The organism is Mesorhizobium sp. WSM4832 (assembly GCF_055811115.1).
The window spans coordinates 349626-375788 of record NZ_JBVVQH010000001.1; the positions used below are offsets into that span (position 1 = coordinate 349626).

Below are 26163 nucleotides of genomic sequence, written 5' to 3' on the forward strand. Positions count from 1 at the left end.
ATCGCGTGAATTTCGTGCTTGGCATCGATGGCGGCGGCACCAGCTGCAGGGCGGCCCTTGCGACCGTCGACGGCGTTGTCGTCGGCCGTGCCAAGAGCGGCGCCGCCAACATCCGAACCGACCTTACCGGCGCCCGCGCCAACATCGTCGAGGCGGCCAGGCAGGCATTTCTGGCCGCCGGCAAGGATCCGGAGCTGATCCCGAGCACGCCGGCCATTCTCGGCCTCGCCGGCGCCAATGTCGGCACCTACCGCCAGCAGCTCGAGGCGATCCTGCCCTTCAGCGAGAGCCGCGTCGAGACCGACGCCGAGATCGCGCTCGAGGGCGCGGTCGGTTCGGGCGACGGCGCCATGGCCATCCTGGGCACCGGCACCGCCTATATGGCGCGTAAAGGTGGCAAGTCGCGCGCCATCGGCGGCTGGGGTTTCCAGGTCGGCGACCAGGGCAGCGGAGCCCGCATCGGCCGCGACCTGCTGGAGCAGACGCTGCTTGCCTATGACGGCATCCGTCCGGGCTCGCCCTTGACGGACGCCATGCTCGCCGTCTTCCGCAACAATCCCGAGGACGTGGTCGAATTTACCACCAACGCCAAGCCGCGTGATTTCGGCGGCTTCGCGCCAAAGGTCTTCGAGCATGCCGAAAAGGGCGACCTCATCGCCAACTGGATCCTCGCCAAGGCGGTGGCCGATGTCGAGGCGTCGCTCGGCGCGCTCGATCTTGCCGACGATGCTCCGCTTTGCCTGCTTGGCGGCTTGGCGCCGCTCTATACGCCGCGCCTGTCGGCACGCTATCAGGCGCTGCTGAAAGCTCCGCTCGACGATGCGCTGGGCGGCGCCGTGCAGATGGCCGTGCGCGTCTTCGCCAAGGGGTCGGAGGCGTCGCGATGAGCACCGCCGACCAGATCTTCGCCATGCTGAAAGAATCCTCGCAGAGCGGCGCGCCGCTCTACCTGCAGCTCAGGCGCAGCATCGAGGAAGCGGTCAATCGCGGCCTGATCGGCCCCGGCGACGCGTTGCCGTCGGAGCGCGACATCGCCAGCAAGGCCGACATTTCGCGCGTCACCGTGCGCAAGGCGGTGCAGGACCTGGTCAAGGGCGGCATCCTCGTCCAGCGCCATGGCTCGGGCACCTTCGTCGCGCCGCGCATGGAGCGCGTCGAGCAATCGCTGTCGAGGCTCACTTCCTTCACCGAAGACATGGCGCGCCGTGGCATGACGGTGCGCTCGGTCTGGCTCGACCGCGGCCTCTATGCGCCTTCGCCGGACGAGATGATGGTGCTCGGCCTGTCCTCGGCCGAACTGGTGGCGCGTGTCGCGCGCCTGCGCATCGCCAACGATACGCCGTTGGCGATCGAGCGCGCGGCGCTCTCGGCCAGCGTCCTGCCCGACCCCGAGGCGATCGGCTCCTCGCTCTATGCCGCGCTGGGCATGACCGGCAATCGTCCGGTGCGCGCGGTGCAGCGCATCTCCGCCACCAATCTTGGCGACGCCGATGCGCGCCTCCTGGAAGTGCCGCCGGGGGTTGCCGGTCTGCAGATCGAGCGCATTTCCTATCTGGCGAGCGGCAAGGTGATCGAGTTCACCCGCTCGGTCTACAGGGGCGACGCCTATGATTTCGTCGCGGAACTCCGGCTGACCGGGCCGGGAGAGGAGATCCGGGCATGAGCGCAACCACCACCCATATGCGGCGCGAGATCGACGAGATCCCTGAAGCCGCCGCTCGGCTTCTCGACGGCTCGGCTTCGGTGCTGGCAGAGGCAGGTCGCGGCCTTCGCGAGCGCGACCCGCATTTCGTCGTCACTGTGGCGCGTGGCTCGTCCGACCATGCTGCGACCTTCATGAAATATGCCGTCGAGCTGACGGCAGGCCTGGCCGTCGCCTCGGTCGGACCGTCGATCGCTTCGATCTACGGCGCCAAGCTCAGGCTGCGCGGCTCGGCCTGCCTGGCGGTCTCGCAGTCGGGCAAGAGCCCCGACATCGTCGCCATGGCCGAAACGGCAAGGGCCGGAGGGGCGCTCACCGTCGCCATCACCAACACGGCCGACTCGCCGCTCGCGCGGGCTTCCGATTACGCTATCGATATCCTTGCAGGGCCGGAACGGTCCGTCGCGGCGACCAAGACCTTCGTCAATTCGGCCGTCGCCGGCCTTGCGCTGATGGCGCATGCGACCGACGACCAGCCATTGCTTCGGGCGCTCGCCGGCCTGCCCGGCCATTTCGAGAAGGCGATCGCCTGCGACTGGATGGCGCTCGCCGGCGCTTTGGAGAACCCGCAATCGCTGTTCATCTTAGGCCGCGGTCCATCCTTCGCGATCGCCAGCGAGGCGGCGCTGAAATTCAAGGAAACCTGCGCCATGCATGCCGAGGCCTATAGCGCCGCCGAGGTCATGCATGGACCGCTGGCGCTGGTCGGGCCGGATTTCCCGGTTCTGGCGCTTGCCGCGCGCGATGCCTCCGAACCCTCGGTCGCCGAGGCGGCTGACGGCCTGACGGCCAAGGGCGCGGCCGCCTTCATCACCTCCGACAAGGCGAAGACCGCGAGGCTGTTGCCGTATGTCGCCACCGGCCATCCGCTGACCGATCCGCTGCCGCTGATCGTGTCCTTCTACGGCTTCGTCGAGGCCTTTGCGCGCCATCGCGGGCTCGATCCCGATACGCCGCGCAACCTGCGCAAGGTGACGGAAACCGTATGAGCGACCGTTTCGCACTCACCGGCGCCCGCATCTTCGACGGCGCCGACTGGCACGACGATGCCGCCCTTGTCGTCAATGGCGACGTGGTCGAGGCCATCCTGCCCGCCGGCGCCATTCCGGCCGGCGTTTCGGCGGTCGAGACCGGCGGCGGCCTGCTGGTGCCGGGTTTCGTCGACATCCAGGTCAATGGCGGCGGCGGCGTCATGCTCAACGACCATCCCGATGTCGCCTCGATCGCAACCATCTGCCGGGCGCATGCGCCCTTCGGCACCACGGCGCTGCTGGTGACGCTGATCACCGATACGCCGAAGATCACCGCCGCCGCCATCGCCGCAGGCGCCGAGGCAACCCGGGAAAACGTGGCGGGCTTCCTCGGCCTGCATCTGGAAGGGCCGCATCTCTCCGTAGCCCGCAAGGGCGCGCATGATCCGGCGCTGATCCGGCCGATGACCGATGCAGATCAGGCCGCGCTCATCGTGGCGCGTCATGACCTGCCGGTGCTGCTCACCACGATCGCGCCGGAATCGGTCGAACCGGCCCGTGTCACGGCGCTGGCCAAGGCCGGCGTCATCGTCAGCCTCGGCCACAGCGACACCGACTATTCGACCGCCAGCGCCTTCGCCGCCGCCGGCACCACGGTGGTCACGCATTTGTTCAACGCCATGAGCCAGATCGGCAACCGCGAGCCGGGTCTGGCCGGCGCGGCGATCGACACCGGCGGCTTGTACGCCGGCATCATCGCCGACGGCATCCATGTCCATCCGGCGACGATGATCCTTGCGCTGCGCGGCAAGCAGGGGCCGGGCAAGATCCTGCTGGTCACCGACGCCATGGCGACGATCGGCACCGACATGACCTCGTTCACGCTCAACGGCCGCACCATCTACCGCAGGGACGGCAGTCTGCGGCTGGCGGATGGGACGCTGGCCGGCGCCGACCTCGACATGATTTCCGCCGTGCGTTACGTCCACCTCGTCGTTGGGCTCGACCTCGACGAGGCCTTGCGCATGGCCTCGCTCTATCCGGCCGAGGCCATCGGCCAGGCCCATCGCCTCGGCCGCTTCGCCAACGGCACCGCCGCCGACATTGTCGGGTTGTCGGAGGGGCTCGACGTCAGGAATGTCTGGATCGGCGGCAAGAAGGTGTTTGGAGCGTAGGTACTCGATCCACCGTCAATCAGGAAACCAATGCAAACGTTCGCGCTTGGCCGGAGCCCCTCGCGCGTCGTCATCCTCGGGCTTGACCCGAGGATCCATTCCGTGACCTGTGGCGTAAAGTGCAACGGTGCAGAATTCTGCAACATTAGCAGCGCTTTAGCGTCACGGAATGGATCCTAGGGTCTGCGCGCGTCGCTTCGCTCCTTGCTCCGCCCTAGGATGACGAACGCACGATAGGTTTGGCTAATTTCCAAGGTTCGCGAGCTGCCCGACAAGCCAGTCGAGGTTCAGCCACTCGGTCTTCCATTAGCCGGCTTTGGCGTAGATATCCTTGTACCTCTCCCGCAGCACATTCTTCTGCACCTTGCCCATCGTGTTTCGCGGCAATTCGTCGACGAAGATCACCTGCTTCGGATGCTTGTATTTCGCCAGCCGCCCAGCGATGGCGCCGACAATATCGGCGGCGCTGATTGCCGATCCCGGATTGCGCACCACCACCGCCGTGACGGCTTCACCGAAATCCGGATGGGCGATGCCGATCACCGCGCTTTCGCTGACGCCGTCGAGCGCGTCGATCTCGCTCTCGATCTCCTTCGGATAGACGTTGAAGCCGCCCGAGATGATCAGGTCCTTGCCTCGTCCGACGATGTGGACATAGCCGTCGGCATCGATCAGGCCGAGATCGCCGGTGATGAAGAAGCCGTCGTCGCGGAATTCCGCCTTGGTCTTCTCGGGCATCCGCCAGTACCCGGCAAAGACGTTCGGTCCCTTGACCTCGATCATGCCGATTTCGCCCTGTGCCAGCGGTTTGGCCGTCTCGGGATCGGTGATGCGCAGCGAGACGCCCGGCAAGGGGAATCCGACCGTGCCGGCGCGCCGCTCGCCGTCATAGGGGTTGGACGTGTTCATGTTGGTCTCGGTCATGCCGTAGCGCTCGAGGATGGCGTGGCCGGTCCGGTCGCGCCAGGCCTTGTGCGTCTCGGCCAGCAGCGGCGCCGAGCCGGAGATGAAGACCCGGATCGTCTTCGCGGCCTCGCGCGTCAGGCCGTCCTGCTGCAGCAGCCGCACATAGAAGGTCGGCACGCCCATCAGAGCCGTCGCGCGCGGCATCAGCGACAGGATGCGCGCCGGGTCGAATTTCTGCTCGAACAGCATTTTCGCGCCGGCCATCAGGATGACGTTGGTGGCGACGAACAGGCCGTGCGTGTGGAAGATCGGCAGCGCGTGGATCAAAACATCGTCGGTGCTGAAGCGCCACTGCTCGACCAGCACGCGGGCATTCGAAGCGAGGTTCTCGTGGCTGAGCATCGCGCCCTTGGAGCGGCCGGTCGTGCCGGAGGTGTAGAGGATGGCGGCAAGGTCATCGGGTCCGCGCGCCACATCGCTGAAATCCGTCGCCTGCCGCGAAGCCTGGCTGGCCAGCGTTCCTTGCCCGTCGCGGCCAAGCGTGAGCACCGTCGCGCCGATCGACGCAGCCAGCGGTTCAACACCGGACAGACGATCGGGATCGCACACGATCAGCCGTGGCTCGGCATCGCGGAAGAAATAGTCGAGCTCCGGCAGCGTGTAGGCCGTGTTGAGCGGCAGGAAGACCGCCCCGGCGCGTACGGACGCGAGATAGAGCAATGCGGCCTCCGGGCTCTTCTCGACCTGGACGGCTATGCGGTCGCCGGGTTCGACGCCCGCCTGCGCCAGTGCATGCGCCAGTTGCGCGGACTTGGCCAGCATGTCGCCATAAGTGATGAAACGGCCGTCATCCGTCTCCATCAGCAGCCGGCCGGGCGCCGGCATGCGGGAACGGAAAGCGCCGAACAGATGATTGGTCATGAAACGTCCTCAAGGCGCGCTGAAGCCCAATGACACCAGCGTTCGCCCGAGCGAATACCAGATTTGGCGGCTGGAGCAAAAACTGCGCAGCGGTTGGGCTCGGCGACTTCGCCCTGGCCTTCCGTCCGCTACTTGCGGCTGCGTTGGGACTTGCCTGAACCGGCCCTCGGGTCATAGCCCTGCGCGAGGCGCTCCATGCACATCGCCGCGGTGAGGCGGTAATGATTGAGAAGCGCTTCGACCGCGCCGTCGGCGTCGCCATCCAAGGCGCGCTCGGCAATTATGCGGTGCTCGCCAAGATCGTCACGCCCCGTACCCGACGCGTTTTGCGAGATCAGGCGGTAGCGCGAGGCCTGGTCGGAAAGCTGATCGCAGAAGCCAACCAGCCAGTGCGACCGGCATGCGGCGATCAGCGCCCGGTGGAAGGCCCGGTGCAGCTTCTCCCATTCCGGATTGTTGCTTGCCGGATCGTCCGGCAGGCGACGCTCGGCGCGCGCCAGGCGGTGCAGGGCCAGCACCAGCTGTTCCTCCCATTCGGCCGTGCGGTGAGCGATGGATTCGCGCAACGCCCGTTCTTCCAGCCAGCATCGCGTCCGCGTCAGCTCCTCCAGCTCCGCAGCGCTGACCGGCATCAGGAAGAAACCGCGCTGGTCATGACGACCGAGCAGGCCCTCGGCGGCCAAACGGTTGAGCGCCTCGCGCACAGGAGAAGCGCCCGCGCCGTAGCGGGAAACGACCCACTCGACACGCAGCTTGGTCTCGGCCTCCAGGGCTCCGCGAAGCAGGTCTTCGCGGAGCTGCTGATAGACCGAGCTGGCCAGCGTGCTTTTGGCACCCTTGCCTTCACCCGGCTCGGCGTTTCCGTTTGTCAATCGAGCTCCTGTTGCTTGCCCCTGCTCTGTCAGGGCCCCTCGGCGAAGCAATCCTCCCGTACATGTATCATACAGCCGGGCAACGGCGTCTCAAGCGGAAAGCTGACAATATTCGACTTTAAGACAAGGTCACCAGTCTATTTGGGCTGTGAAGTAAGTCCGTGCAGAAAAAGCTGACATCTGCAGGCAACTTGATATATTGAACGCTTGTTCAACAGGAGGCCCAATTGCACAACTCCTGCGAGAAGTGTGGCAGCTATGCGTTTTAACTGGCGGCCTTGTCGGCCGCTGAACGGATCGCTTCGATATTTGCCCTGTAGGCCTCGACGCTGCCGCCCTTGAAGACGGCGGCGCCCGCCACCAGCACATCGGCGCCGGCGGCGGTCACCAGCGGCGCCGTTTCGGCCGAGACGCCGCCGTCGATCTCGATGCGGATCGGCCGGCTGCCGATCAGCGCCTTCACCCGTTTCACCTTGTCGACGATGGCCGGGATGAATGCCTGGCCGCCGAAGCCCGGATTGACGGTCATGATCAGGATCAGATCGAGCCGGTCGAGCACATATTCGATGACGCTTTCCGGCGTCGACGGATTGAGCGACACGCCGGCTTTCTTGCCGAGGTCCTTGATGGTCTGCAGCGAGCGGTCGAGATGCGGCCCGGCCTCGGCGTGCACCGTCATGCCGTCGCAACCGGCTTCGGCGAAGGCCGCCAGGTAAGGATCGGCCGGCGCGATCATCAGATGGCAGTCGAAGAAGGCCTTGGTGCGGTTGCGGATCGCCTTGATCACCGGCGGCCCGAAGGTGATGTTGGGCACGAAATGGCCGTCCATCACGTCAAGATGGATCCAGTCGGCGCCCGCGGCCACGACAGCCTCGACCTCATCGCCGAGCTTGGAGAAATCCGACGCCAGCACCGATGGCGCAATCAGGGTCTTCTTGCTCATGGCGCAAATTCTCCCGGCAATCTTGTGCGCTTAGCGCGCCTGTCAGGCCGATTGCCTAGACCATGAACCAGCCGAGGGGAAGCATGTTTTCGACAGGTGCAGTGGCCCGCCTGCCCACAAGGCCATCTTCGATGTGGAAAAGAAAACCCGCCGGATCGCTCCGGCGGGTCTGGGTCTTCAGCCACAGGATTACGGCTTGAAGTTCTGGATGTTGGCGCCCGCCGGATCCTGCAGCACCCGCCGTGGCTGGCGCTGCGGCACCAGCTGCTGCAGCACGTTCGGGTTGAGCAGCATGCCGGGGTTTATCTCGATGCCCGGCCGCCTGCGGATCGACGTGCAGTCCGGGAACCGTCCGGTCGTGCCGACCGGGCAGCGCCGCTTGGTCAGCACCGGCTGGCACTGGCCATCGATGAAGCGCGAGCCCGGCGCGCACTCCTGCTGCGGCTTGCGGCAGGCGCCGTCGCGGATTTCGGTTCCACGCGGGCAGACGCAGTCGCCCCGCTTGTTGTGGACCTGGCCGCGAATGGTGCACTGCTCCTGGCTCGGCTTCGGCCGCTGGCAGGCCTTGCCCCGCACCTCCAGGCCGTCCGGGCAGGCGCAGTTGCCGTTGGCGTCGCGCACCTGCCCGCGGATCGGGCACTGCCTCGACACGATCGGCCGGCAGGCGCCGTCACGGACCTCCGTGCGGCTCGGGCAGACGCAATCGCCATCGGCGTTGCGGGACTGGCCGCGGATACGGCACTGGGCGGGCGGCTGCCTGTCAGGCACGCAAGCCTTGGCCGCGCGGTCGAGATGCGTGCCGTCCGGGCAGGTGCAGCCATTGCCGTTCGAAGTCGGCACTGCGCCACGGATCGTGCACTTCGGCCCAACGACCTGGCACACACCGTTCACCAGCTCGCCGCGGCGGCAGACACAGTTGCCGTCCTGGTCGCGGTACTGGCCGGGACGCAGCGTGCACTGCGGCTCCTGCGGCTCTTCGCCCCGCACGCACTTGCCGTTTTCCAGCTCCGTGCCACGCGGGCAGACGCAGCGCCCGTCCGCGGTCCGGATCTGGCCCTGCAGCAGGACGCAGCGCGGCGGCACCGGCAGCGGCTTGGTGCCACCGCCAGAGCCCCCACTACCCGAACATTGGCCGTTGCGGAAAATGGCGCCGTCCGGGCAGGCGCAGCGGCCGGCCGAATTGAGCACCAGCCCATCCGAGCACTGGTTCTTCACCTCATGCCTGATGGTGAAGGGATGGCACGCATAGGCCTTGCCGCGATCGTCCGGGACGTTGGTCAGGTCGCGCGGCAGCACGTCGCCACCGCCTTGCACGGGCGTGTTCGGAGAGAGCACGCCGACGCAGTTCTGTCCGTTGACCGAACCCTGCAGATCGGCAAGACGGCCATCCTCGGGAAGGATCACGGTGACGTGGTGGGTGTGGTTTTCGCCGGCGCCCAGCGTCAGATCGGCGATGCAGGATGCGGGCAGCGTCGTCGGTTCCGGCGAGCAGCCGAAGGGCGGGTCGATCGAGTCGATCGCGACGCCTTCCAGCCGGCCGAGACCTTCCACGCCGATCGCATCGCCGATGCGAACCGGACCGGAGAAGGGGGTCGGCCCGTCATTCGTGATGGTGATCTCGAACGAGCATGGCTGGCCCGGCTGGCACTCGGCATCGCCGGTCTTCTCGACACGGATGATGGAAGTGCCACCGCCTTTCGCGCAGGCCTGGCCGATCGGGTAGACGATGTCGTCGCCCGGCGCCGGCCCGTAGGAGCCGCGCGCGCAGTTCTCGAACGTGCCATTGCCGCTCACCGTCACGTCGAAGTGCCGGCTGGTTCCAGGCGTCATCGCGGCGCCGGGAATCTGGCAGGACAGCGCGTTGGCAGGCACCGGCCCGCAAGACCAGTCCGCGCCATCGGGGGTGACGGTCTGAATCTGGACAGGCGCGCCCCCCGACACCAGCGTGGCGGCATCGCTCACCCGCACCGGACCGGTGGGGGCCGCAGTGCCGGCGTTGGTGACGGTTATGCGGCAGGAAACAGCCGCGGCACCGGCCAGCGAGCCGTCGCAGGTCTTGGTGATGCGCAGGCCGGGCTGGCCGCCATTTGGATGGCGGATGCGCTCGGTCGCGCAGGCCTTGTTGTTGGCGAGGTTGACCTCGCCGGGAATGCCCCTCACCTCGGCGCAGTTCTCCACCGTGTCCGGCCGGTAGTTCGCCGGCATCACCGCCTTGACGATGATCGGCGTCGAGGCGCCCGGAGGCAGCGAGATGCCGGCATTGTCGCAGCGGAACTGGCCGGGGCCGTTCGGTCCGCAGGTCCAGGGCGGGCTTGGCCCGAAGGTCGACGAGGCCGGCGCGCCGCCGGGGTAGTTGTCGGTCACCGTCAACGGCCCGTTATAGGTGCTGGTGCCGTTGTTGATGATGTCGATCACGAAATAGCAGACGCCGTCCGGTGTGCAGACCGGGATGCGGGCGCGCTTCTTCAGGATCAGGTCGACTTTCTTCTCGACCGGTGGGTTGCACTGCGGGTCGCGATCGCCACGGCGGCAGATCGGGATCGAGGCGCAGCCGCGGTCGTTGAACTGGCTGCCGAACAGCGGCTTGCCGCTGGCCTGGTAGTCGTAGACGGCGCAGTTGCGCAGCACGCTGCCCTGCCATCCGCCTGCCGGCTTGAAGCCGAGCTTGAGGTTGATGGAAGCGCCGGGGTTGAGCGTCGTCACCGGATAGGTGCAGGTCATCGGCGTCGTTCCGGGCACGCAGACCCAGGGCGCATTCGGTCCCGATGTCAGCACGGAGCCTGCTGGCAGCGTCACCTCGTCGAGCACGATCTTGCCGTTGTACGGCGCGCCGCCGACATTGGTGACCGTGATGGTGAAGTCGCAGCCGCCGGCCATCGTGCAACGCGGCACATCGGCCCTCTTCTCGACCTTGAGGTCGGGCTGCCGTTCAGGCGGACATCTCAGGTCGCGTGGAATGACGATGTCGATCGTCTGCGTACAGCACAGTCCCCAGCCTTCCTTCGGGCCGGCATAGGTTTCGATGCCGGTGACGATGAGGTGGATGACATCGCCCGGCGAGGCGCCGATGATCTTCCAGTTCAGCACGCCGCCGCCCGCCGGCACCAGTTGCGTGTTCGGAACGATGCTGATGCCGGGCGTCGTCGTCGACACCTGCACCCATTTGCCGCCCATCTCCGGGCCGACCGGCATGTGGTAGATGAAAGCGCCGCCGCCGGGCACGCAGTCCACGGTGCCACGCTCGACCTTGAAGCATTCCTTGCCGGGAGGTGGAGGCGGGTTGCATTTGGTCAGGTCGATGTGGATCGTCGTCTTCGCGCCGGTGAGGAAATCGCCGTCATCCGGCTTGCCCGGGTCCTGCGACGGGATGACGGTCCCGGTGCCGGCCCCGATCTTGATCAGGCCCTGGTTGTCGACATTGGCCGGCGCGGGAAACGCCGCCTGGTCGATCTTGGCCAGGATCCGGAAGGTGATGACGCGTTCGTTCGGCGCGCCTGAGCCGTCGAGGTCGGAAGCGGAGATCCGGAAATCGGAAACCGTGGCCGTGTCGTCGGGGTTGGCAGAGCTGCTGATCGTGGCCGCCGGCAGCGGCCCGCCGGAGGCGTCCGTGCCGTCGCCGCTCACATGCACGCTGACGATCTTAAGGCCGTGCGCAAGCTGGTCCTTGAACTCGATCCTGGCGTTCTTCAGCGCATTGACAAAAGCCGGATTGCCGAAGGCCTGCTCATTGCCGCGCAGGCCAAAGTTCAAGGTGTAATAAACATAGTCGCAGCTGCGCTGGCCTCCCGTCTTGGTGAAGAAGGGCACGATGCGGCCGGGTTCGGGGTTGATGACGCGGGGGTTTTCCAGGTCGAGCCTGGGTTCAGCGCCAGCGACATCGGCGATCTTCGCCGGAGCGGTGTCTTCGGCAAGCGCCGGCAAAGCCGGCATCATGGCGACCGCGATACCGGCCGCCATCAGCCAGCGCGCGCCGCGCCTGGCGTATGACAGGGGTTTCATGATCGTCTCCATGACGGTTTTGGGATTGCTCGAAACGAAACGGGAAAGGGCGAGATTATCCATCTGTCCCTCCCTCAACGTTCGCAGCTGACGGCTGGCGTTCTGAGCGGCAGCGTCATCTTGCAGCAAGGGTAGTAGCCACCCTTGTCCTGGTCGGACTTGCGGTAGAAGCAGAGCCCGACATTGACGGTGTCGCCAGGGTAATGGCCGGTGATGTCGATCGTGTAAGGCTTGCCCGGGACATGCGACATGGGGGTTGTCACCCCGACGCCGGGCGTCCTGGACTGAGCCTTGATCGAATCGCCGCCAAAGCCGGCATGGTCATGGAGATAGAGATCGGCCTGAAGCCCGCGCGGCGTGCAGTAATAATGCACGTCCTCGACATCCACGCAGGGCGGCAGATTGCCGGGCGGCGGGAAGTCGGGCGGATAGAACGGAGGCAGGTAGCCGCCGGGGATTTCCTCATAATAGCCGGCGCGGCCCTCGCAGGGGCGCCAGACCCTGACGTCGCCGACATGGCCTTCGACCTCTGGGTCTTCGAAATAGCCGTCGAAGTCGACGAACCATGAGCCGAAAGGCGGCACGTTGGCCGGCTTGACCAGCGCGCTGGGCATCAATTGCACGCCATGCACGGCAAGCGGCCCGCCGGCGGCGAGCCGCTCGGCAAGTTCCGGGTTGTCGCGCAACTTGTCGCCGGTGTTGACGACGGTGTCGGTGCACACGGAAGTGTCGAGATTGCCGTCGGAGTCATAACCATACTGGAGATCGATGCCCCCGGCCGACTGGCGGTTGCCTTGCGGGAAGCCGACCGCATATTCCTGCGGCACCTCGACCCAAACCGATTCCGTCGCCGGATCATCCGGATCCTCGCGCCAGTAGCGGATCAGCTCGGCCTTGCCGGAACCGGCGAAGCGGCTGTAATCGTAACGGTTTTCGACCGGACCGCGCTGGGCGAGATACATGAAGCCCTTGTTGTCGAAGGCGATGTCGGTGACGGCGTAATCCTTGTCGGCCTTGACCGTCAGTTCCCAGCGCGGATCGCCGGCGAAGCTGCCGTCGCGCGCGATGCCGACCGACCAGATCTCGGATTTTTCACCGACCGAATAATAGAGCCGGCCGCCGTGATAGGAGACTGCCCAGACGCGGCGTTCGTCCTGGGTGTAACCCCAGGTCTCCGGGTCTTCCGTGTCGAAGGCGGCGCCCTGGATATCCATGACGGCGCCGTCATCGGCGACCGGGGCAAGCCCATGCGCCGGACGCCCGGCGACACCATGGTCGAACGTGTCGATCAGGTGGCCATTGGTGTCGATGCGGTGGATGAGCCCGGTGTCGAGATCGGACGCGAAGAACTGGCGGTGAATGGGGTCGAAGGCGAGGTTGCCGATGCCCGGCCCGCTGTTGGTGTCGATGTCGGCGAATTTGGAGACGGCGCCGGTGATGCCGTCGATCTTCCAGATCGTGCCCGGCCCGCCGCCATTTTCGGTGCCGAACTGGCCGTCCATGAAGGTAGCGCCAGCGGTGCCGCGGCGCTGCCGTTCCGGGCGCCCGTCATTATCGACGTCCGGCGTCACGATCTCGACGCCATGCAGCGAGGTCGCGGCCGCGTAGAGATTGGGGATGCCCGACGGCACGCCATCGCGCACGCCGTCGTCATAGGTCAGGCCGAAAACCTCGCCAATCTGCCCCGCCGTCACCTCGAAGGGCGGCGGCGTGAAGACGAGCTGGCCCGAGGCCGGGCCGCCGAGATGCGAGCCGTCGAAAATGCGCAGCGTGGCGCGCGAGGTGTCGATGAAAGTCTCGTCGACCGGATCGACGCCGGGCGGCAATCCTTGATCGAAATTGGGGATCACGGTGCCGGGGAAGCCGGTGACCGCCATCGAGCCGGGATAGATGATCTGGGTTTCCTGCGCCTTCGCCACACCGCCCAGCAAGAGGCCGGCCGATAGCGCGAGAGCAAGAATTCCGCTATTTGTGGCAATTGCGCGGCGCAAACGGCCGACATGCGAAGGCACGAACGAGCCGTGGCCGCCAGACATTGAACTCCCCCCGAAGCCGCTGGAAGGAACGTCTGGCTCTACCGCGCCAACCAGGGCAAGGCGCGGCGTTGCGGCACGTTCTTCCCTGATCGAATTGTCTGTTTTCCTCTGCGTGACGATACGCCTGCTCCTGGGCAGGGTCAACGGAATCAGCCGGAAGCCCAGCGCGTCGACCGCTTCCCGAAGGCGGTGATCGCGCTGGACTTTCGCTGTTCCCGGAGACCGCGGAGTCTCTGGGTTTCTGGTCATGAGGCTTCCCTTTCCGGGCCGCACCATTGCGGCGCCTGGCCATCAGTCGCTGGCTGGCGGGGAAAGGTTCATGGGAGGACGGCGAAGCGGAAAGCGCCTCTGGCCGCCGGGGGCGTTACCAGGTCCAGTCGGCTCGGCCAAGCGCCGATACCGCCTCGACGATGCGCGTGAAGCTCGCCCGGGCCCGGCCGACCATGTGCCGGGCTCTGAGGTAACCATGCACCAGCCCCGGCTCCTCGAACCAATATGCATGCCCGCCGGCGGCGACGATGCGGTCGCGATAGGCTTCGCCGTCGGACGATAGCGGGTCGCATTCGGCGGTGACCAGCACGGTCGGGGGCAGATAGGCGAAATCGGCGTCGGCGAGCGGATACAGTGTGATGTCGCCGGTCCGGTCGACGCCGCCGGTCCGGACATGCTTGTAGAAGTCGTGGTCGCGCACGGTCAGCATCGGCGCCTCGGCATGTGTCAGATAGGATCCTTTCGAGTGATCGCCGCCGAGGCTGGGATAGATCAGCATCTGGCCGGCCGGCTTTTTCGCATGGCCGCGCGTCGCATGCGCGACGGCGGCGCAGAGATTGCCGCCGGCGCTGTCGCCACAAAGCACGACCGGGCGGTCATAGGTTCTGGCGGCCCATTCGAAGGCGGTCATGGCGTCGTCGAAGGCGGCCGGATGCAGATGTTCCGGCGCCAGCCGATAGTCGACCGAGACCACCTCGTAGCCGGTGCGGGCGCAGAGTTCGGCGCAGACATCGTCATGGCTGTCCAGCCCGCCCAGGATGAAGCCGCCGCCATGGACGTAGAGCACCATCGCGGCCTTGTTCGGGGCAGCGCTGCGGTAGATGCGGATGGGGATGCTGGGCGTGGCGATAGCAGTCGTCTCGGCGGAGACGCCTTGCGGATAGCCGGCAAAGAACTCCCGGCACATCCGGTCGTAGATCGCGCGCTGCCGGGTGATCGTGTAGTCGATGGTATCAGGCGGATAGTAGGAGTTGGTCTTCTCGATGAAGGCCCAGGTCTCGGCATCGATGAGGGTTTTGTAGTCGGTCATATCGGATGACCAATTTTAGGTGATGGCGCCCAGGCCCCCCTCTCTGTCCTGCCGGACATCTCCCCCTCAGAGGGGGAGATCAGCAGCTTCGGCCGCATCGCGCCTTCTGCAATGCCGGAGATTGGCGAAACCCTTCGCGACATCCAATCTCCCCCCTTGAGGGGGAGATGCCCGGCAGGGCAGAGAGGGGGGCCTGGCGCCGTCATTTCCGCGGAGTCACTTCCCCTTCCACACAGGGTCGCGCTTCTCCGCAAACGCCCGGAACCCTTCCATGTTGTCCTCCGACCCGTAGAGGATATCGACCGTCGGCAACTGCCGGCGCGTCACCTTGTTCATCGCCTCCTGGAAGGTCAGCGCCTCGGCGACCCGCGCCGTCTCCTTGATCGCCGCAAAGACCAGCGGCGGGCCGCTGGCCAAGAGCCGCGCGATCTCCCAGACGCGCTCTTCGAGCTTGTCCTTGGGCAGCACCTCGTTGACCAGGCCCCAGCGATGCGCCTCGGCGACATCCATCCAGCGGCCGGTGAACAAAAGGTCCATGGCGATGTGGTAGGGAATGCGCTTCGGCAGCTTGATGGTGGCTGCGTCGGCCAGCGTGCCGGCGCGGATCTCGGGCAGCGCGAAGGAGGAATGGTCCGAGGCGTAGATCAAGTCGCAGGACAGCGCCAGTTCGAAGCCGCCGCCTACCGCCATGCCGTTGACGCAAGCGATCACCGGCTTGTTCAGGTCGCGCAGTTCCTGCAGCCCGCCGAAGCCGCCGACGCCATAGTCGCCGTCCACGGCGTCGCCGCCAGCCGCCGCCTTGAGGTCCCAGCCGGCGCTGAAGAACTTGTCGCCGGCCGTCTTGACGATGGCGACGCGAAGCTCCGGATCGTCGCGGAACGCCTTGAAGGTCTCGCCCATCAGCCGCGACGTCTTCAGGTCGATGGCATTGGCCTTCGGCCGGTCGAGCGTGACTTCGAGGATGGCGCCTTCGCGGCGGGTGGTGATGACGTCAGCCATTCTTCTTTTCTCCAAGCACCAGCAGCGCATCCGCGATCCACGCGCCCTTGCCTTCGGCGCAGACGATCAGCGGGTTGATGTCGAGTTCCTCGATCTCGCCTTCGTTCTTCTGCACGAAGTCGGCAATGCCCGCGATGGCGTCGATGGCAGCCGCGACATCGGCCTTGGGCCGGCCGCGATAGCCTTCGAGCAGCGGATAGAGCTTCAACCCACGCAGCGCCGCCTCGATGTCGTCGCGCGTCGCCGGCAGCATCAAGGTCACGCTGTCGCGCAACAGTTCTACCAGCACGCCGCCGGTGCCGAGCGTCATCACCACGCCGAACATCGGATCGCGGGTGAAGCCGACGATCAGCTCGGCGACGCCGTCGCGCACCATGCGCTCGGCATAAAGCCCGGTGCCGAGCGGCAGAAGGTCATGCGCGGCGGCGCTGACGGATTCGGCGTCCTTGAGGTTCAGCCGTACCGCCCCGACTTCCGACTTGTGCGTGACGCCGAGCGCCTTCAGCGCCACCGGAAAGCCCAGCGTCATGGACGAGATCACCGCCTCGACCGCGTTGGAAGCGCGCTCGCCCTTCGGCACCGGCAAGCCGGCCGTGATCAGCCTTTCCTTGGCTTCGGCTTCGTCCGGCGTCACGCGCTTGGCTTCGGATGCGCCCGCCGCGGTGGTGTCGACCGGCTGCGCCTGCGGCTCGCGCCAGGCCCAGCCGATGAAGGCGGCAGCCTGGGCGGCGTCCAGCGCTTCCGAGATGCCGAACAACGGCACCATGCCACGCGCCATCAGGCCGGCGGTATATTCTTCCGGCAGGTTCTCCGGCAGCGAGGACACGATCGCGCCTTGCGCCTTGTTGGTCTTCAGCGCCGCCTCGAAGGCGCGCAGCGTCGCCCACCAGTCGACGTCGGAGCAGCGGTCGGGTCGCGGGAAGTCGAGCACCAGCATGTTGATATCGAAGCCGCCCGACACCATGGCGGTGAAGGTGGCCGTCATCGCCGGTTCGTTGTTCCAGATGAAAGTGTGGTAGTCGAGCGGATTGGCGACCGCGACCAGCGGTCCGAGCGTCGATTTCACATGCGCGCGATGCTCGGCGCCCAGCGCCGGGAAATGCACCCAGCGCCCTTCGGCACTGTCGGCCATCACGGAGGCCTCGCCGCCCGAGCAGCTCATCGACGACAGCTTGTAGCCGGGCAACGGCCCGGTGACGTGCAGGAGCTTCAGCGCCTCGATGAAGGCCGGGATGGAATCGACGCGCGCGATGCCGAGCCGCTTCAGGAAGGCGCCGGAAGCAGCATCCGAACCGGCCAGCGAGGCGGTGTGCGAGACAGTCGCCTGCCGTGCCTGTTCCGAGCGGCCGACCTTCATGGCGATGATCGGTTTTTTCAATTCGCGCGCCCGCGCGGCGAGCCTTTCGAAGCCGGCTACCGAATCGAAAGCCTCGACGTGCAGGCCGAGCGAGGTGACGCGCTCGTCCTCGATCAGGCCGAGCGCCATTTCGGACAGGCCGGTCTGGGCCTGGTTGCCGGCCGTCAGCAGGAAGGCGATCGGCAGACCGCGCTTCTGCATCGTCATGTTGATGGCGATGTTGGACGACTGCGTGATGATGGCGACGCCCTTGCCGCCCTCCGCAAGCCGGATGCCGCCATGCTGGTCGGGCCACAACAGCGCGCCGTCGGCATAGTTGATCAGGCCGTAGCAGTTCGGGCCGATGATCGGCATCTCACCGGCTGCGACGACGAGCTCCGCCTGCAGCCGCTCGCCGTCCTCGTCATAGGCCTCGGTCTCGAGGAAGCCGGCGGCAAAGCAGACGGCGCCGCCGGCACCGCGCTCGGCCAGCGCCTTGATCACCTCAATGGTGAGATGCCGGTTCACGCCGACAAAGGCGGCGTCCGGCGCGCCGGGCAGGTCGGCGACCGAACGATAGGCCTTGCGGCCGGCGACCTCGTCCTTGGTCGGATGTACCGGCCAGATCTCGCCGGCAAAGCCCATCTTGATCGACTGCGCCACGACGGCGGCGGCCTGCGCCCCGCCGAACACGGCGATCGATTTCGGGCGCAGGAGACGTTCGAGTTTATGCATGGCCATCTTTTCGTTTGAGCGCGATGTTTTCCAAAGCCGGATCCTGGCTTTGGAACATCATGCTCTAAGCGCCGAACGGGCGCAGCAACGCCCGCGAAATAATATGTCGCTGAATCTCCGAAGTGCCTTCCCAGATGCGCTCGACGCGCGCGTCGCGCCAGATGCGTTCCAGCGGCAGGTCGTCCATCAGCCCCATGCCGCCGTGGATCTGGATCGCTTCGTCGGCGACGAAAGCCAGCATTTCGGTGGCCTTCAGCTTGGCCATCGCCATGTCCTGGTCGGTGACGGTGCCCTGATCGTACTTCCAGCCGGCCTCGAAGACCATCAGGTCGGTGGCCTTCAGCTCCGTCGCCATGTCGGCCAGCTTGAACGACACGCCCTGGAACTTGCCGATCTGCTGGCCGAACTGCTGGCGCTGCGCGGCATATTCGATGGCATGCGACAGCGCACGTTCGGCGCGGCCGAGACAGGTGGCGCCGACCTGCAGGCGCGTGGCGCCGAGCCAGGAATTGGCAACGTCAAAACCCTTGTGCACCTCGCCCAGAACCTGGGAAGCCGGCAGCCGGCAATCGTCGAATTCGAGGATCGAATTCGTGTAGCCGCGATGCGAGACATTGCGGTAGCCGTCACGCACCGAAAAACCCTTGGTGCCCTTGTCGACGAAGAAGGCGGTGATCTTTTTGCGCTTGCCGCGCGGCGAATCCTCCTCGCCCGAAGCCATGAACACGATGGCGAAATCGGCGATGTCGGCATGGGAGATAAAGTGCTTGGTGCCGTTGAGCACCCAGTCCGAACCGTCCTGCACAGCGGTCGCCTTCATGCCGCGCAGGTCGGAGCCGGCGCCCGGCTCGGTCATCGCCAGGCAGTCCGATTTCTCGCCGCGGATGCAGGGGAAGAGATATTTCTCGCGCTGCTCCGGCGTGCCGGCAAGCAGGATGTTGGACGGACGCGCCACGCAGGTCCAGTGCAGCGCGTAATTGGCGCGGCCAAGCTCCTTCTCGTAGAGCAGCCAGCTGACCGTATCGAGGCCCGCGCCGCCGACATCGGCCGGCATGTTGGCCGCATAGAGCCCGGCGTCGATGGCTTTCGCCTTCAATTCGTCGATCAGCTCGCGGCGCAGCACGCCGGTGCGCTCCACCTCGCGCTCATGCGGGTAAAGCTCGTTCTCGACAAAGGCGCGCGTCGTCTCGACGATGAGCTTCTGTTCTTCCGACAGACCGAAATGCATCGCCTCAGCCCTTCTTCTTGCTCTTCTTCGCCTTATCGGCCTTGGCGGGTTTTTCAGCCTTTGCCGGCTTGGCGGCCTTCTTCGCCGGTTTGACAGCCTTCGCCTTCTCGGCGGCCTTGGAGACTGGCTTCTTGGCCGCCAGCTTGGCAAGCTGCTTGGTGTAGTCCTTGTGTAGCGCGCCGGCGCCCCAGCCCTTGCCCTTGTTCTGCTTCGACAGCGCTTCCATGATCGCGACCAGATTGTCGTCGCGGATCTTCTCCAGCTCGCGGATCGACAGGCCGTGCGCCTGCTCGTCCGACTGCGTGGCGATCAGGTCGACCAGCTCGTCGTTGAATTCCGGCACGTCCATCAGCTTGGTCCATGGCCATTTCAGGCAAGGCCCGAACTGCGCCATGAAGTGGCGCATGCCGGCCTCGCCGCCGGCGACGCGATAGACCTGGAACATGCCCATCTGCGCCCAGCGCAGGCCGAAGGAATAGCGCATGATGTCGTCGAGTTCCTCGACGGTGCAGATGCCGTCCTTGACCAGCCACAGCGCCTCGCGCCAGGCTGCTTCGAGCAGGCGATCGCCGACGAACGCCTCGATCTCCTTGCGCACCACCACCGGCTTCATGCCGATCGAGGCGTAGAGCTCCTTGGCGACCTCGATCGCCTCGGGGAAAGTCTGCTGACCGCCGACGATCTCGACCAGCGGCAGGAGATAAACCGGGTTGAACGGATGGCCGACGACCAGGCGCTCCGGGTGCTTCTTCATCGCCACCTGCATGTCGGTCGGCTTGATGCCGGAGGTCGACGAGCCGACGATGGCGTTGGCCGGCGCATGCTGGTCGATCTCGGCCAGCACCTTGTGCTTGAGGTCGAGCCGCTCCGGCACGCTCTCCTGGATGAAGTCGGCATCGGCCACCGCCTCGGCGATGGTCTTGGCGAAGGTGAGCTTGCCTTCCTTGGGCAGGCCGCCGGGCAGCATCTGCTTATAAGCGCGGCGCGCGCCCTTCATCACCTCGCCCACTTTGCGCGACGCCTCGGGATCGGGATCGAAGATCGAGACGTCGATGCCGTTCAAGAGCAGCCGCGCCACCCAGCCGGCGCCGATGACACCGCCACCGATGGCGGCCGCCTTGTTGATGATGCTCATGGTCAGGCTCCGGTTCTTGTCTTGGCTGTATCAGGGTTGGTAAGCGCCACGCGCTCGCCGGCGCGGATCACCGCCGGGTCGTAGGCCTTGCGGGCGAAGACTTCGAGCACGAAGGGCCGGAAGAACTCAACCGGCAGCGTCTCGTAGTCGGGGTCGAAGCTCGACTGGTCCCAGTGCTCGCAGAACTGGTCGCAATCGTCGAAATAGAGGTGGCCGGCGAAGCGGTCGCGGGCATGCCGGTTGCCGCCGAGATGATGCGCGTAATAGAGGCGCTGGAAATCGCCGTGCTTTTCCACCACCCAGGTGCATTGCTCGCGCACGAAAGGTTTCAGGATCGAAGCAGCGTATTCATCGTGGTTGTAGGGCGCGTAGATGTCGCCGATGTCGTGCAGCAGCGCGGAGACCAGCCAGTCGATGTCGGCGCCGTCGCGCCAAGCACGCGTCGCCGCCTGCAGCGAATGGCCGAGCCTGGTGATCTTGTAGCCGGAAAGACCCTCGTCCAACTGCACCAGCGCGTCGAGCAGCCGGTCGCCGGTCTTGGCGGCGTAGTCGACCTCATGGGCGGTCAAGAACTCGTAGTCCGCCCGGTCGCCATCCTTCATTGCGGTGAATTTGACGGTAGCCATTTCCGACTCCCTCAAATCATGCCGCGAGCGGCGCCCGTTTGGTGAGGTTGAGCTTCTGGCGCACCTCCTCCGGCCCAAGCACCCGCGCGCCGAGATCGGTGACGATGCTCGCCGCGCGCTCGACGAGTTGCGCATTGGTGGCAAGAACGCCTTTGTCCAGCCAAAGATTGTCCTCCAGGCCGACGCGGACATTGCCGCCGGCAAGCACCGCCGCCGCCGCATAGGCCATCTGGTTGCGGCCGATCGAGAAGGCCGACCAGGTCCATGTCGAGGGCACGTTGTTGACCATCGCCATGAAGGTGTTGAGGTCGTCCGGCGCGCCCCACGGCACGCCCATGCAGAGCTGCACCAGCGCGTCGGGGTTCAGCACCTTCTCCTCGACCAGTTGCTTGGCGAACCACAGATGCCCGGTGTCGAAGGCCTCGATCTCGGGCTTGACGCCCAACGCCGTCATCATGCCGCCCATGGCGCGCAGCATACCGGGCGTGTTGGTCATCACATAGTCGGCTTCGGCGAAGTTCATCGTGCCGCAATCCAGCGTGCAGATCTCCGGCAGGCACTGGCGCACATGTTCCATGCGGTTGGTGGCGCCGCCCATGTCGGTGCCCTTCTCGTTGAGCGGCAGCGGCGCCTCGGGCGAGCCGAATACCATGTCGCCGCCCATGCCGGCGGTCAGGTTAAGCACCACGTCGACATTCGCATCGCGGATGCGCTCTGTCACCTCGCGATAGAGCTGGACGTCGCGCCTGGGCTTGCCGGTCTCGGGGTCGCGCACATGGCAATGGACGATGGCGGCGCCGGCCTTGGCCGCGTCGATCGCCGAATCCGCGATCTGCTTGGGCGAGCGCGGCACATGCGGGCTGCGGTCCTGCGTGCCGCCGGAGCCGGTCACGGCACAGGTAATGAAGACCTCACGGTTCATCGCGAGCGGCATCGTCGTTCCTCCCAAATTCGATCGGCCATTCATGTCGAGCAAAAAACTGGAAACCGGCTTTGCTATGACGACACGCGCCGAAGCTGACCAACAATGCCCGACTTGCCGGAAACTGTTTTGCGTTTTACGAAGCTCTCATGATAAAAAGCGAAAAGCCGACCATCTTTCGTTCCGAACGTGAGCCGCTCAAGGTGACGCTCCTGGTGTTCTCCGGCTCGTCGATCATGTGCGTCGCCTCGGCGGTCGATCCGTTGCGTGCCGCCAACCGCATTTCTGGCGAGACATTGTTCGACTTCAAGCTGGTCTCGGTCACCGGCGAGGCGCCGGTCACCACTTGCGGCCTCCCCGTGGCGGTCAGCGGCCGCTTCGATGCCGCCGAGCCGACCGACATGCTGGTGGTCGTCGCCGGCTTCGGCACGCAGAATTACGCCACGGCGGCGTTGCTTGCCGGTTTGCGGAGGGCGGCGCGCGCGGCCCGCGCCTGCGGCGGCGTCGAGGCCGGCACCTGGCTGGTGGCGCGCGCCGGCCTGCTCGAGGGCCGCAGCGCCACCACGCATTGGGAGGACATGGAGGATTTTTCCGCCGCCTTTCCCGGCGTCGACGTGCGGCCGGACCGCTACGTCATCGACGGGCCGGTCTTCACCTCGGGCGGCGCTTCGCCGACCTTCGACCTGATGCTGCATCTCATCCGCACCCGGCTCGGCATGGCGGCGGCGCTCGATGTCGCGAGCGTCTTCATCTACGATCAGGCGCGCGCCGCGACCGACGCGCAGCCCCTGGTGTCGCTCGGCCGGCTCGACGGCTACGATCCGCGCCTGGCCCAGGCGATCCGGCTGATGGAAGCGCATGTCGACCAGCCGCTCACCATCGACGCGGTGGCCAAGCGCGCCGGCGTCACGGCAAGAACGCTGGAAAGCATTTTTCGCAAATCGATCGGCGAGACGCCCGGCGCCTACTATCTGAGGCTGCGCCTCAGCGCCGCCCGGCGGCTGGTGGTCGACACCCGCGTCGCCATGGCCGACATTGCCGGGCGTACCGGCTTTTCCTCGGCCGCAGCATTCTCCAGGGCATTTTCCCGGGCTTTTGGCGAGGCGCCGGTCAGGCTGCGGCGCGGCTGATTATCCAGTCGGTCGCGGCGGCGAGATCGTCGACAAGCGCCGTGGGCGCCGGATCGAAGCGCGTTTCGTCGCCGGGGCGATATTTGCCGGTCCGCACGAGCAGCGCCGCGCCAAGCCCGGCGCCCAGAGCGCCGGCGACATCGCTTTCCGCGTCGTCGCCGACCATGACCGTCTCGGCTGCCGGACAGTTCAAATCGGCAAGCGCTGAAAGGAAGAAATCCGGCGACGGCTTGCCGAGCACGACAGGGCTACGTCCGCCGGCGAATTCCAGCGCCGCGACGAAGGCACCGGTGTCGAGGCTGAGCAGGCCGTCGGCATCCTTGAAGGTGCGGTTGATGGCCAAAGCCAGGAAATCGGCGCCCGCAATCAGCTCGCGGAAAGCGCGATTGAGGCTGGCATGGTTGAAAGCTTCGCCGGCATCGCCGACGACGACAGCGCGCCCGCTCCCGCCTTCCAGCCCGGAAAACTCGACCTCGAGGTCGGGGTGGACAAGCAGATGCGGCTGGCGGCCATGCCTGCGCAACCAGTCGACCGCGGCGCGCGCCGGCGTCAGCAGTTCCTCGTCCGCTACCTTGATGCCCATCCGGGCAAGCTGCGCGATGATGGCGCTGCGTGGCGAGCGTGTCGTGTTGCTGACGAAACGGAGCGGCAAACCGGCCTGTCGCAGCCGTTCGACCGCAGCCGCTGCACCTGCGATCTGGGTGTCGCCGTCGTAGACGACACCCAGAAGATCCAGGAGCACCGCGCGTATCATCGATGCAGGATGGAGAAACGGTCTCCGTTCGTCAAATCAAGGAAGGATCAGTCGCGGAAGAATCAAGTCGCGGAAGAATCAGGCTGCGTCGCGGCCTTCGCCTACGATGCGTGAGCGCATGCTCCTGGCAAGCGCCGTTTCGAGCCGCGCGGCGACCGCGCGATCCCATTCATTTGTCTTGCGGGCGCCGTCCTTTGGATTAGGCAGCGCCATCAGCCGATCGATGATCGATCCGGCCTCGCTTGGAGAGAGCAGGGCGTCGATTTCACGTTCGTGCTGCATACGTTTCGCCTCCTTCTTTCCTTCCCGCCACATGGCCACAATATAGGAGGTCCGTGACGGCTGTTTGAAGGCAAGAGCTGGGCGATTGATGGGCAGCGCGGGGCAAAACCTTGTCGTCCGGTTTCACCCCGCGCGGAAAGCAATTTCAGGCTCGGCGGCTCCCGATTGGGCGCCACAGGGGCCCTCAGACGTAGCGGTTGACGATGTTCTCGAGCAGTTCCTGCCGGCCGGAGCGCGGCTGCGGCTCGATCTTCTCTTTCACCACGCGTTCGGCGATCTCCTCCAGCGTGCGCTTGCCCGAGAGCATCGCCTTGCCTTCGGCGGTGTTCCAGCCGGCATAACGCTCGGCGAGCGGGCCGGACAGCGCCTTGTCCTCGACCATCTTCGCCGCCGCCTTGAGGCCGCGCGCGCAGGCATCCATGCCGCCGACATGGCCGATCAAGAGGTCTTCTGGATCGAGCGACTGGCGCCGCAGCTTGGCGTCGAAATTGGTGCCGCCGGTCTCGAAGCCGCCGGCCTGCAGGACCTGATAATAGGCCAGCGCCATTTCCGGCACGTTGTTCGGGAACTGGTCGGTGTCCCAGCCCGACTGGTAGTCGTTGCGGTTCATGTCGATGGAACCGAAGATGCCCAGCGCATTGGCCAAAGCCAGCTCATGCTCGAAGGAATGGCCGGCAAGGATCGCATGGCCCTGCTCGATGTTGAGCTTGACTTCCTTCTCCAGGCCGAAGCGTTTCAGGAAGCCGTAGACGGTCGCGACATCGTAATCATACTGGTGCTTGGTCGGCTCCTGCGGCTTCGGCTCGATCAGGATCGTGCCTTTGAAGCCTATTTTGTGCTTGTAATCGACGACGAGGTTGAGGAAGCGGCCGGCCTGCTCCTGCTCGCGGGCAAGGTCGGTGTTGAGCAGCGTCTCATAGCCCTCGCGCCCGCCCCACAGCACATAGTTTTCGCCCTTCAGCCGCTTGGTGACGTCGATGCAGCTCTTCACGGTCGCTGCCGCATAGGCGAAGACATCCGGATCGGGATTGGTGGCAGCGCCCGACATGAAGCGGCGATTGGAGAACATGTTCGCCGTGCCCCAGAGCAGCTTGACGCCGGTCTCTTTCATCTTGGCCGCGAAATAGTCGGCGATCTCGTCGAGCCGTACGGCGCTTTCGGAAAAATCCTTGCCCTCCGGGCGGACATCGGCGTCGTGGAAGCAGAAATAGGGCGCCCCGAGCAGCGAGAACATCTCGAAGGCGACGTCGGCCTTGAGCTTGGCCAGTTCCATCGTGTCGACGCCGCCCGACTTGGCGAACCAGGGGCGGTCGAACGTCTGGCCGCCGAACGGGTCGCCGCCGGGCCAGGCGAAGGAATGCCAGTAGGCGACGGCGAAGCGCAGATGGTCTTCCAACCGCTTGCCGGCCACGACCTCGTCTGGATTGTAGTGCCGGTAGGCCAGCGGATTGGTCGAATCCGGTCCCTCATATTTGATCTTCTTGATGTCGCCGAAAAATCCGCTGCTCATGGTTTCCTTCCTCTCCGAGATGGTTCTGCCCGATTACCTCAGGCGTAATTGGTTTCACTCTTTTGTCGGGCGAAAAGGGTCATGTCGAAACGATCCAACGAAGGATGAAGACCATGACCGACCTCAACACGATCGCCCGCAACTACATCACCGCCTGGAACGAGAGCGATGCGACCCGCCGCAAGGCGCTGCTCGAAGCGGCCTTCACCAGCGACGTCAGCTATCGCGACCCGGTCATGCAGGGCGATGGCCATGACGGCATCGCCGCGCTGATCGACGGCGTGCAGCAGCGCTTTGCCGGCTTCCGCTTCTCGCTGAAGGGTGAGCCCGACGGTTTCGCCGACCAAATCCGCTTCTCGTGGCATCTCGGACCGGAAGGCACGGAGTCCGTCATCGAAGGCACCGATATCGGCGTCATCGAGAACGGCCGCCTGAGGAGCGTCACCGGCTTCCTCGACAAGGTGCCGGCGCAGTGAGGCTAGCTGGGGAGGTGGGGTGCGAAGCCCCCCTCTCTGGCCTGCCGGCCATCTCCCCCTCAAGGGGGAAGATTGGATGTCGCTCCGGCTTTCGCCAATCTCCAGCGTCACAGGAATGAGCGGGGCGCCAAAGCTGCCAATCTCCCCCCTTGAGGGGGAGATGCCCGGTCCACCCTCCGTAGCTGCAGCGCAGCGTAGGACGGGC

At 65.8% G+C, this 26163-nt stretch carries 21 protein-coding genes; 6 read left to right on the forward strand and 15 right to left on the reverse strand.

The genetic code is table 11. From position 1 onward, the window contains the following. Positions 1-5 precede the first annotated feature (5 nt). The 4 genes from AC0L2L_RS01700 to nagA are packed head-to-tail and all read left to right on the forward strand — an operon-like array spanning position 6 to position 3848. Positions 6-887, forward strand: coding sequence for a glucosamine kinase nucleotide-binding domain-containing protein (locus tag AC0L2L_RS01700; RefSeq protein ID WP_473575745.1), 882 nt, complete (start codon positions 6-8; stop codon positions 885-887). Next, on the forward strand, positions 884-1663 hold the full coding sequence (locus AC0L2L_RS01705; RefSeq protein ID WP_473575746.1) for a GntR family transcriptional regulator: 780 nt from the start codon (positions 884-886) through the stop codon (positions 1661-1663). The genes AC0L2L_RS01700 and AC0L2L_RS01705 overlap by 4 nt, the downstream gene beginning before the upstream one ends. Next, positions 1660-2691, forward strand: a complete 1032-nt coding sequence (locus tag AC0L2L_RS01710) for an SIS domain-containing protein (protein ID WP_473575748.1) — start codon at positions 1660-1662, stop codon at positions 2689-2691. The genes AC0L2L_RS01705 and AC0L2L_RS01710 overlap by 4 nt, the downstream gene beginning before the upstream one ends. Then, positions 2688-3848 carry an N-acetylglucosamine-6-phosphate deacetylase gene (gene nagA, locus AC0L2L_RS01715; RefSeq protein ID WP_473575749.1) on the forward strand — a complete coding sequence of 387 codons (1161 nt, stop codon included), beginning with the start codon at positions 2688-2690 and terminating at the stop codon, positions 3846-3848. The genes AC0L2L_RS01710 and nagA overlap by 4 nt, the downstream gene beginning before the upstream one ends. A 306-nt stretch (positions 3849-4154) precedes the next feature. On the opposite strand, the gene AC0L2L_RS01720 is transcribed toward nagA, so the two are convergent. From AC0L2L_RS01720 to bcoG, 12 genes are all read right to left on the reverse strand, one after another. After that, entirely contained in the window at positions 4155-5675 is a 1521-nt protein-coding gene (locus AC0L2L_RS01720; RefSeq protein WP_473575750.1) for a malonate--CoA ligase, read from the reverse strand. Between the two features lie 128 nt (positions 5676-5803). After that, positions 5804-6547: a GntR family transcriptional regulator gene (locus AC0L2L_RS01725; protein ID WP_473575751.1), complete on the reverse strand. Its 744-nt coding sequence runs from the start codon at positions 6545-6547 to the stop codon at positions 5804-5806. A 265-nt stretch (positions 6548-6812) separates the two neighbouring features. Then, positions 6813-7490, reverse strand: coding sequence for a ribulose-phosphate 3-epimerase (gene rpe / locus AC0L2L_RS01730; RefSeq protein ID WP_473575752.1), 678 nt, complete (start codon positions 7488-7490; stop codon positions 6813-6815). A gap of 189 nt (positions 7491-7679) precedes the next feature. Next, positions 7680-11552 carry a DUF7929 domain-containing protein gene (locus AC0L2L_RS01735; RefSeq protein WP_473575754.1) on the reverse strand — a complete coding sequence of 1291 codons (3873 nt, stop codon included), beginning with the start codon at positions 11550-11552 and terminating at the stop codon, positions 7680-7682. Between the two features lie 11 nt (positions 11553-11563). Beyond that, positions 11564-13801, reverse strand: coding sequence for an NHL repeat-containing protein (locus AC0L2L_RS01740; protein WP_473575756.1), 2238 nt, complete (start codon positions 13799-13801; stop codon positions 11564-11566). Positions 13802-13889: 88 nt separating this feature from the next. Then, entirely contained in the window at positions 13890-14825 is a 936-nt protein-coding gene (locus AC0L2L_RS01745) for an alpha/beta hydrolase (RefSeq protein ID WP_473575757.1), read from the reverse strand. 216 nt (positions 14826-15041) lie between these two features. Beyond that, positions 15042-15824: a carnitinyl-CoA dehydratase gene (locus tag AC0L2L_RS01750; protein ID WP_473575759.1), complete on the reverse strand. Its 783-nt coding sequence runs from the start codon at positions 15822-15824 to the stop codon at positions 15042-15044. Then, the gene (locus AC0L2L_RS01755) at positions 15817-17895 is read right to left on the reverse strand and encodes an acetate--CoA ligase family protein (protein ID WP_473575761.1); all 2079 of its coding nucleotides are present in this window, start codon (positions 17893-17895) and stop codon (positions 15817-15819) included. Before AC0L2L_RS01755 ends, AC0L2L_RS01750 begins: the two co-directional genes overlap by 8 nt. Before the next feature lie 64 nt (positions 17896-17959). Beyond that, positions 17960-19123, reverse strand: a complete 1164-nt coding sequence (locus tag AC0L2L_RS01760) for an acyl-CoA dehydrogenase family protein (protein WP_473575763.1) — start codon at positions 19121-19123, stop codon at positions 17960-17962. A 4-nt stretch (positions 19124-19127) separates the two neighbouring features. Then, positions 19128-20258, reverse strand: coding sequence for a carnitine 3-dehydrogenase (locus tag AC0L2L_RS01765; protein WP_473575765.1), 1131 nt, complete (start codon positions 20256-20258; stop codon positions 19128-19130). A 2-nt stretch (positions 20259-20260) separates the two neighbouring features. Continuing rightward, a complete protein-coding gene (locus AC0L2L_RS01770) occupies positions 20261-20884 on the reverse strand; it encodes an HD domain-containing protein (RefSeq protein ID WP_473575766.1) in 624 nt (207 codons plus the stop codon). 16 nt (positions 20885-20900) lie between these two features. Continuing rightward, positions 20901-21818: a 3-dehydrocarnitine:acetyl-CoA trimethylamine transferase BcoG gene (bcoG, locus tag AC0L2L_RS01775; protein ID WP_473575768.1), complete on the reverse strand. Its 918-nt coding sequence runs from the start codon at positions 21816-21818 to the stop codon at positions 20901-20903. Positions 21819-21955: 137 nt separating this feature from the next. Between bcoG and AC0L2L_RS01780 the strand changes: the two genes are divergently transcribed. Then, a complete protein-coding gene (locus AC0L2L_RS01780) occupies positions 21956-22936 on the forward strand; it encodes a GlxA family transcriptional regulator (protein WP_473575770.1) in 981 nt (326 codons plus the stop codon). On the opposite strand, the gene AC0L2L_RS01785 is transcribed toward AC0L2L_RS01780, so the two are convergent. The 3 genes from AC0L2L_RS01785 to xylA form a co-directional block, all read right to left on the reverse strand. Then, a complete protein-coding gene (locus AC0L2L_RS01785; protein ID WP_473575772.1) occupies positions 22917-23678 on the reverse strand; it encodes a TIGR01458 family HAD-type hydrolase in 762 nt (253 codons plus the stop codon). The genes AC0L2L_RS01780 and AC0L2L_RS01785 overlap by 20 nt on opposite strands. Positions 23679-23768: 90 nt before the next feature. Then, entirely contained in the window at positions 23769-23972 is a 204-nt protein-coding gene (locus tag AC0L2L_RS01790; protein WP_473575774.1) for a hypothetical protein, read from the reverse strand. Between the two features lie 184 nt (positions 23973-24156). Next, a complete protein-coding gene (gene xylA, locus AC0L2L_RS01795; protein ID WP_473575776.1) occupies positions 24157-25482 on the reverse strand; it encodes a xylose isomerase in 1326 nt (441 codons plus the stop codon). A gap of 113 nt (positions 25483-25595) precedes the next feature. On the opposite strand from xylA, the gene AC0L2L_RS01800 reads away from it, so the two are divergent. Then, a complete protein-coding gene (locus AC0L2L_RS01800) occupies positions 25596-25958 on the forward strand; it encodes a nuclear transport factor 2 family protein (RefSeq protein WP_473575778.1) in 363 nt (120 codons plus the stop codon). The last annotated feature ends 205 nt before the right edge of the window (positions 25959-26163 follow it).

Coding starts and splice junctions, on each gene's coding strand:
- AC0L2L_RS01705 (WP_473575746.1), top strand. CDS start 884: ATGAGCACCGCCGACCAGATCTTCGCCATGCTGAAAGAATCCTCGCAG.
- AC0L2L_RS01710 (WP_473575748.1), top strand. CDS start 1,660: ATGAGCGCAACCACCACCCATATGCGGCGCGAGATCGACGAGATCCCT.
- nagA (WP_473575749.1), top strand. CDS start 2,688: ATGAGCGACCGTTTCGCACTCACCGGCGCCCGCATCTTCGACGGCGCC.
- AC0L2L_RS01720 (WP_473575750.1), bottom strand. CDS start 5,675: ATGACCAATCATCTGTTCGGCGCTTTCCGTTCCCGCATGCCGGCGCCC.
- rpe (WP_473575752.1), bottom strand. CDS start 7,490: ATGAGCAAGAAGACCCTGATTGCGCCATCGGTGCTGGCGTCGGATTTC.
- AC0L2L_RS01735 (WP_473575754.1), bottom strand. CDS start 11,552: ATGGATAATCTCGCCCTTTCCCGTTTCGTTTCGAGCAATCCCAAAACC.
- AC0L2L_RS01740 (WP_473575756.1), bottom strand. CDS start 13,801: ATGGTGCGGCCCGGAAAGGGAAGCCTCATGACCAGAAACCCAGAGACT.
- AC0L2L_RS01745 (WP_473575757.1), bottom strand. CDS start 14,825: ATGACCGACTACAAAACCCTCATCGATGCCGAGACCTGGGCCTTCATC.
- AC0L2L_RS01750 (WP_473575759.1), bottom strand. CDS start 15,824: ATGGCTGACGTCATCACCACCCGCCGCGAAGGCGCCATCCTCGAAGTC.
- AC0L2L_RS01755 (WP_473575761.1), bottom strand. CDS start 17,895: ATGCATAAACTCGAACGTCTCCTGCGCCCGAAATCGATCGCCGTGTTC.
- AC0L2L_RS01760 (WP_473575763.1), bottom strand. CDS start 19,123: ATGCATTTCGGTCTGTCGGAAGAACAGAAGCTCATCGTCGAGACGACG.
- AC0L2L_RS01765 (WP_473575765.1), bottom strand. CDS start 20,258: ATGAGCATCATCAACAAGGCGGCCGCCATCGGTGGCGGTGTCATCGGC.
- AC0L2L_RS01770 (WP_473575766.1), bottom strand. CDS start 20,884: ATGGCTACCGTCAAATTCACCGCAATGAAGGATGGCGACCGGGCGGAC.
- bcoG (WP_473575768.1), bottom strand. CDS start 21,818: ATGCCGCTCGCGATGAACCGTGAGGTCTTCATTACCTGTGCCGTGACC.
- AC0L2L_RS01780 (WP_473575770.1), top strand. CDS start 21,956: ATGATAAAAAGCGAAAAGCCGACCATCTTTCGTTCCGAACGTGAGCCG.
- AC0L2L_RS01790 (WP_473575774.1), bottom strand. CDS start 23,972: ATGCAGCACGAACGTGAAATCGACGCCCTGCTCTCTCCAAGCGAGGCC.
- xylA (WP_473575776.1), bottom strand. CDS start 25,482: ATGAGCAGCGGATTTTTCGGCGACATCAAGAAGATCAAATATGAGGGA.
- AC0L2L_RS01800 (WP_473575778.1), top strand. CDS start 25,596: ATGACCGACCTCAACACGATCGCCCGCAACTACATCACCGCCTGGAAC.